Genomic DNA, 6,553 nt, shown 5'->3' on the forward strand with positions numbered 1-6,553 from the left:
CTCAATGGATTGGTCATCAATGGTGAAAACGATATCGAGTTCGTTCCTTACGTGCGCTGGCGGCCGGATGCTCTCTACAAACGCTTCAACTTCTTTTTTGACTGCGTGATATTCAAGGTCATTAAATGCCATATTTCCTCCGTGATTTAACCAAACGCCCGAACTCCCACATCCCTGTGACACAGCTCCCTATCTGCCAGACACCCATGAACTGGCCGATGCTGTCTAGTTGAATACTTCTTCCGGCCACTGGGCTAGTAGTCCAACACCGACCACCAGAACACGCGACCAATAATATCAAGTTCATCCAGCGGCACTTCTTCATCTGGATATTCCTCGTTATAGCTGCGCACACGCACCTTCCTGCCAGGGAGGGCGTAGAGCACCTTTACGCGGTACAAGCCATCTTGCCCCATAGCGTACATTTTCCCGTCACGTATGGTCTTCGTACCTCGGTCTACGGCTATGGTGGTGCCATCTGGAATTAGTGGTTCCATGCTGTCTCCGGCTGCCGGACAACAGAATACATTGGCAAACTCAACACCCATGCGGCGTAGGGTTGCTTTTGAGAATCTTAACTTGTAGCCGTTGTAGTCAGTATCAATGCAGCGTCCCGCACCAGCTGCCATCTCGATATCCTTATAAAATGGCACCTCTATCTCATCATCGGAGAGAGGAGTTTTGCTATCCCATAAATCGATTGTTCCCCACTCGCTTTCCGGTGGGATCGTGGAGTCTGGGTTATATGGCTTCACGCCTTCCGCACGCATCGGTTCTGAGCCATCTGACAGCCATTCCGGCCTTACGCCTAGCACCTTGGCAATATCCACAAGCTTACGCGAACCCTGCGCACCACCAGAAACCAGCTTCCACACACTGGACTGCGCCATTCCAACCGCTTTAGCAAGCGATCCCTGCGTATGGCCACTTTCCTTCATCGCCATTTCTAGGCGCTCAGAAAAAGTCATAAAAACCTCACTTAAACATTTCCTTCATTCTATCGGCAAAGCGATATTTATACAAAATCGTCAAAGCGATTGATTTTCACTAAAGCGATGGCTAAAATCATGCTGTAACGATAGAAAAGGAGATTTTATGAAACATGAAGCAGTCGAAAAAGCGATTGCAATTGTTGGCAGTCAGGCTGCATTAGCCAAAGCTGTCGGCAAGGCGCAATCCACAGTGTCTGACTGGCTTAACGGCAACAAACAAATCTCCGTAGAGGGCGCCCTTCTTCTTGTAAGAGCTACCAACGGAAAGATTTCAGCCGCTGAGTTCCGCCCAGATAAAGCCAACCTGTTCGAACAATTCAACACAGCAGCATAGAACCACCGCTCTTTAAACAATCTGGCCGCTCTCTGAACTCAGGAGCAATAACAACAGTGGCATACCCCACGGTATGCACACGCACACAACTAACCAACAACGGAAGTATCACGCATGGAACGTACACAGACACGCACTAAGGCTATGAAAATTGAGGGGCAACTACTGAATAAGATTTCGGTGATCGGCAGCGCAGTGATTGCTGACGCTGTAGGCGTTGACCGTTCACAGATAACACGCTGGAAGGAAAGCTTCATACCGAAGATGTCGATGTTACTGGCGGTTTTGGAGTGGGGCGTCGTTGACGATGACCTTGCAAGGCTGGCGAAAGAAGTTGCCCGGATATTCACAAAACAAAAAGCCCCGACTGCACGAACAGACGAGGCTTCTCAAATATCAATGTCGTTTTAACTGGACAAAACAACAGGAGTAATTATGTCATCCCTTTCCCTTTTGTACAAATCGAAAGATAAAAACGGCACCGAGACGACGGTAAAGAAAACGTTTCTGGTTCCGCTGTCAGAGCTGTATGTCGAACCGGGCTTTAACGTCCGGGATATCGACCAAGCGCACGTAGAAGAATTCCGCGATGCGTTTATCGACGGCGAGTATCTGCCGCCGTTAGCGGTGCAGGTTACTGGGGATGGCGTCAAAATTATCGACGGTCATCACCGGTATTACGGCGCGAAGCTGGCTACTGAAGCCGGGCATGAAATCCCGCGCCTTGAGTGCAAAGACTTTGTAGGCAGTGAGGCCGATCGCATTGCCTTCATGGTCACCAGTTCTCAGGGTAAGCCACTGGCACCGCTTGAACGCGCAGCCGCTTATCAACGCCTCAGCAACCAAGGATGGGAATCAGCGGAGATCGCCAAGAAGGTAAAGCGTTCTGTTGCTGATGTTGAGCATCACCTCGCTTTGCTGGAAGTCGGTGATGGCCTGCTCGCAATGGTGAAGTCAGGAGAGGTTGCGCCTACTACCGCTGTCGCTCTCTCACGTGAGCATGGCGTGAATGCTTCATCAGTGGCAGCCGGTCAGATGGTGAAGGCAAAAGCGGCTGGCAAAACGAAGCTCACGCGTTCTGATGCCATTCCGCTGTTCAGTGCTGTGAAAGCTCGCCGCCTGGTTGAGCTTTTGGTCGATGCTGAATTTGAAAGAAATGGTGATGGTGATTACCTCGCTCTATCCATGGACACATCTGAAGAAATAAACCGAATCATTGCTGAGTACCGGAAGGGGATTAGCAGCACTGGCACGGAGGCCTCATGAACAAACGAAAAAAATACCAGCCCCCTGAGCGAGTACAGCAGCGGGCAGCACTACCAGACGAGTTACTCATGATCAGCAACGATAACCGTTCTTTCGGTCGTAGGCTGATTGATACCTTCCGCCTGCATAAGCCAAAGGAGCCAAGGCATGAGTAACGTACTGGCATTCCGTCAACCAGACACAGTAAGGCCGGAGGCAACCGGTAAGGGGTTTGCCCTCATGCACAGAAAAATAATGGAGCTGCCTTTCTATAGAACGGATTCTGAAGCTGTTCACCTGTGGATGCATTTCATCCTTACCGCCAATCATGCACCCGGCAGTGTGAGTACAGAGCTGGGTGAGGTTATCGTCCGACGCGGTGAATTCATGACCGGGCGCAATAAGCTTGAACTGGAAACCGGGATTGATGGTAACCGCATCAAATATCTCATCGGTAAGTTTGAAAAACTTGGGATGATCACCAAGTCATCCACCAAGAAATTCTCGCTAATTTACGTCACAAAATACGACGAATATCAGCCAAATTTTGTGCCAACAGATTGCCAACAAAGTGCCATCACAAACCTAGACACTTCAAGGACTGCAAAGGAGGTTGTGCCAACAGATTGCCAACAAAGTGCCACAAACAATGAATTACTAAATACTAACTTAATATCTAAAGATATTAAGTGTGCAACTGGCGACTCAAAATCGGCTAACCAGAGGCAAAAGATTTCCTGCGAAGAAGTCTGGCAATGCCTGAAAGACGAAGTGCCAGAAGCGAGGGGATGGAGAACGCTGACGGACGAGCGCCGCAACCTGATAAGAACCTTCTGGACGAAGGCGAACAAAATCGCCAGAGACTTGGATGGTGGACAGCCGCTGACCATCGAAGGGTTCAGGGGATACTTGCAGTACATCAGCCGGTCATGCCGCTGGATGCTGGAAGACCGCCCCGATCAGCGTACTGGCATAACTTGGCGCAAGAAGAAATTTGACGACTTCCTGAAAGCCAAGCTCTACATCGAAGTCCGCGAAGGAGACAAGGATGACCGATAACATCGTATTACCCCCGCACAGCATCGAAGCTGAGCAGAGCGTACTGGGTGGCCTGATGCTGGATGACGGCAGCGACCGTTGCCTGAAAGTATTTTCCTCCCTGCGTTCGGAATCGTTTTACAGCCGCCCTCACAAAATCATCTACGAAGAACTGCGCAGCCTTGCCCGCCAGCAGAAGCCAATCGACCTGCTGACCGTCTCTGACTCGCTGGAATCGAAAGGTGAGCTGGAATCAGTCGGTGGATTTGCCTATCTGGCAGAGCTTCAGAAGCACACACCTAGCGCGGCAAACATCGTGAACTATGCCAACATCGTTCGCGACCGAGCCATGAAGCGTTACGGGATTGAGAAGGCCAACAAAATCACCGAGCTGTTCTACGCCAATGACGGCATGTCAGCTGAACAGAAATACGAAGCGGCACAGGCCATCTTCACCCAGATGTCAGATCACGCACGAACCGGTACACGGCGCGGGCTTAGGTCATTTGGTGACGTTATGGATGACTGGATGTTAGATCTCGATAAGCGCTTCTCAACCACCGGAGAGGCTCGCGGATTGACCAGCGGTATTCCATCGCTCGACAGAATGCTTTCACCGAAAGGTCTGATGAAAGGCTCGCTGTTCGTGATTGGTGCGCGGCCTAAGATGGGTAAAACCACCTTGTACTCGCAGATGGCAATCAACTGTGCCGTTCGTGAGAAGAAGCCAGCACTGCTGTTCAGCCTCGAAATGCCAGATGACCAGATCCTCGAAAAGCTGGTAGGGCAGAAGTCAGGCGTCAACCCGAACATTTTTTATCTGAACACCTGTGACGATGAAGAGTACCAGGGTGACTACGACGCAGACTTCAGCAAAGCCATGAACACCGCCGCACGACTCCGCGAAATCGACCTGCTCTACATTGACGACACTCCGGGATTATCACTGGCACACGTCGTTGCAGAAAGCCGCAAGGTGAAACGCCAAAAGGGTAGCGTCGGCATGGTTTTGGTGGACTACCTGACCCTGATGACAGCCGAAAAGGCAGACCGTAATGATCTGGCTTACGGCATGATCACCAAAGGTCTCAAGAATCTCGCCAAAGAGCTTGGCTGCGTTGTTGTACTGCTGACCCAGTTAAACCGTGAACTGGAAAAGCGAGTAAACAAACGCCCTCTGCCAAGCGACAGCCGCGACACAGGGCAAATCGAACAGGACTGTGACTACTGGGTAGGCATCCATCGTGAAGGTGCATTCGATGAAAGCTTAAATCAGGAAGAAACAGAGCTGCTTCTGCGACTCAATCGCCACGGGAAAACAGGCGTTATTTTCTGCCAGCAGCGTGACGGTGCGATTTATGACCTCGACCAAGTAGCGGCGCGTCGGGATCGTGATGAGCGAGAACAACTGAAGCAACCAGCGAAAAAGAAAGGTGGTTTCTGATGGAAGATAAAAAACCATTGTTGAGATGTTCTTTCTGCGAGAGAACTCAACACCAAGTGAAAAAGCTTATTGCCGGACCATATGCGTATATCTGCGAAAGATGCGTTGTGAAATGCGTTGAGGTGTTGGCCGACCTGCATCTGGATAGAGAAGAAGATGAAGAGGAAGAAAAATCTGATGGAACAAACTAACCGATTACCCGAAGAAATAGCACGAACCCTCATGAGCGATCCGGCATTCAGCATATGCCTAGATCGCAGCCTTGAAGAACCAGAGCTAATTGCTCAATTCATCCGAATATACGGCGTGGAATTACCGAGACAGCCGCGCAACGCCTTGGACATGATGGTCGATGAAGCTACCGGTTACCGCAAAGACACCTTCGACAAATTCTTCACAGCTTTTATCCCGTTTGTACACCGAGCGGTTTACCTGCCGCTTTTATCGAAATTTAGCGCCGAACAGCCAGTGAAAGGGGAATTCTGATGGACACTAAGGCAGCATTTGACAGAGAAGCTTTTGCAAAAGAGCACGGCATGACCATGGAGTTTGTTAACTGGTTCTTCGATGAGAAGGCGGCTGGTTGCGGACAGGTCTGGTTCATGATGGCAGCGGCGATGTGGGAAGGCTGGAAAGCGTCTCGCGCGGCAATTGAAATTAAGTTACCGAATCCAGAAGAATATCTATGCAATGGTTCTGCTGAGGCAGCACTGATAGATGTTTGCTCGGCCATTACCTCCCACGGTATAGCTGTGATATCCCATGGCACAGCTATCACCTCCCACGGAATAAGAATTAAGGGGAAGACAGAATGAGTTACATATTTCTGATTATTGTTATTTCAAGCCAATCATCAAACCTTCAGGTCACGCCAATGCAGTCGATGGAGCAGTGTCAGGCAGCGATAAAGTCCATTGATGTCGTCCGTGAGCAAGGCTCATGGAGTGATTATGTGCCAAAAATTAACCAAGCTAAATGCGTCGAGGTAACCCATGAATAACGATTTAGAGCAGTTCAGTGAAGAAAGGTTGAAAGATATGCAGAAGCACGTAACAGCAGGAATGACATTAGGCCATGCAGATGCGCTGTTAATACGACAAGCACTCGACGTAGCCTTATCAGCAAAGCAGGATAAAGCTATCGGGTATGTTGAGAGCAAAACGACTGGCACTGACCGCTTTATCCTTAAAGGGTTTTACGAGCAGGACATCAACATTGGGGACAGGCTCTACACCACCCCGCATCCAGCCCATACAGAGCAGGTGATTCCAGATGGTTGGAAGCTTGTTCCGATTGAGCCGACTCATGAAATGAAATTGCAGGTACACCCAATTGCAGTAGGAACATGCCATAACTGCGGGTGCGAAGTTAATCCAGACTGCGAAGATAATGTGCTGCTTTCATGGCAGGACATGCTCGCCGCCGCACCTGTAGTGGTTTACTGAATTTGGCCACCTGAACAGAGGTGATATGCTCACCTCAGAACAACACAGGTGCTCC

At 50.0% G+C, this 6,553-nt stretch carries 10 protein-coding genes and 1 pseudogene; 10 read left to right on the top strand and 1 reads right to left on the bottom strand.

Features of this window, described 5'->3' with window-relative positions:
• Window positions 1-254 precede the first annotated feature (254 nt).
• Window positions 255-968 (bottom strand): helix-turn-helix transcriptional regulator, encoded by a 714-nt coding sequence (locus tag J8X26_RS23570; protein WP_244370823.1) that lies wholly within the window; start codon window positions 966-968, stop codon window positions 255-257.
• Between the two features lie 127 nt (window positions 969-1,095).
• On the opposite strand from J8X26_RS23570, the gene J8X26_RS23575 reads away from it, so the two are divergent.
• From J8X26_RS23575 to J8X26_RS23620, 10 genes and pseudogenes are all read left to right on the top strand, one after another.
• Window positions 1,096-1,326 (top strand): YdaS family helix-turn-helix protein, encoded by a 231-nt coding sequence (locus J8X26_RS23575; protein WP_208952128.1) that lies wholly within the window; start codon window positions 1,096-1,098, stop codon window positions 1,324-1,326.
• A 114-nt stretch (window positions 1,327-1,440) separates the two neighbouring features.
• Entirely contained in the window at window positions 1,441-1,737 is a 297-nt protein-coding gene (locus J8X26_RS23580) for a CII family transcriptional regulator (protein ID WP_208952129.1), read from the top strand.
• A gap of 24 nt (window positions 1,738-1,761) precedes the next feature.
• Window positions 1,762-2,592, top strand: coding sequence for a DNA-binding protein (locus tag J8X26_RS23585; RefSeq protein WP_208952130.1), 831 nt, complete (start codon window positions 1,762-1,764; stop codon window positions 2,590-2,592).
• Between the two features lie 147 nt (window positions 2,593-2,739).
• Complete coding sequence (locus J8X26_RS23590) at window positions 2,740-3,630, top strand: DNA replication protein (RefSeq protein WP_208952131.1); 891 nt, start codon at window positions 2,740-2,742, stop codon at window positions 3,628-3,630.
• Window positions 3,620-5,053 carry a DnaB-like helicase C-terminal domain-containing protein gene (locus J8X26_RS23595; RefSeq protein WP_208952132.1) on the top strand — a complete coding sequence of 478 codons (1,434 nt, stop codon included), beginning with the start codon at window positions 3,620-3,622 and terminating at the stop codon, window positions 5,051-5,053. Before J8X26_RS23590 ends, J8X26_RS23595 begins: the two co-directional genes overlap by 11 nt.
• Window positions 5,053-5,158: pseudogene (locus tag J8X26_RS28100) on the top strand (ClpX C4-type zinc finger protein); the annotation flags it as partial. The gene J8X26_RS23595 and the pseudogene J8X26_RS28100, both read left to right, overlap by 1 nt.
• 72 nt (window positions 5,159-5,230) lie before the next feature.
• Window positions 5,231-5,539 carry a hypothetical protein gene (locus tag J8X26_RS23605; RefSeq protein ID WP_208952134.1) on the top strand — a complete coding sequence of 103 codons (309 nt, stop codon included), beginning with the start codon at window positions 5,231-5,233 and terminating at the stop codon, window positions 5,537-5,539.
• Entirely contained in the window at window positions 5,539-5,868 is a 330-nt protein-coding gene (locus J8X26_RS23610) for a hypothetical protein (RefSeq protein WP_208952135.1), read from the top strand. Before J8X26_RS23605 ends, J8X26_RS23610 begins: the two co-directional genes overlap by 1 nt.
• Window positions 5,865-6,053, top strand: coding sequence for a hypothetical protein (locus J8X26_RS23615; protein ID WP_208952136.1), 189 nt, complete (start codon window positions 5,865-5,867; stop codon window positions 6,051-6,053). Before J8X26_RS23610 ends, J8X26_RS23615 begins: the two co-directional genes overlap by 4 nt.
• Window positions 6,046-6,498, top strand: a complete 453-nt coding sequence (locus J8X26_RS23620; RefSeq protein WP_208952137.1) for a hypothetical protein — start codon at window positions 6,046-6,048, stop codon at window positions 6,496-6,498. Before J8X26_RS23615 ends, J8X26_RS23620 begins: the two co-directional genes overlap by 8 nt.
• Window positions 6,499-6,553: the final 55 nt, after the last annotated feature.

This window comes from Rahnella sp. ChDrAdgB13 (assembly GCF_017655185.1).
In the GTDB taxonomy this organism is placed as follows: Bacteria; Pseudomonadota; Gammaproteobacteria; order Enterobacterales; family Enterobacteriaceae; genus Rahnella; species Rahnella contaminans.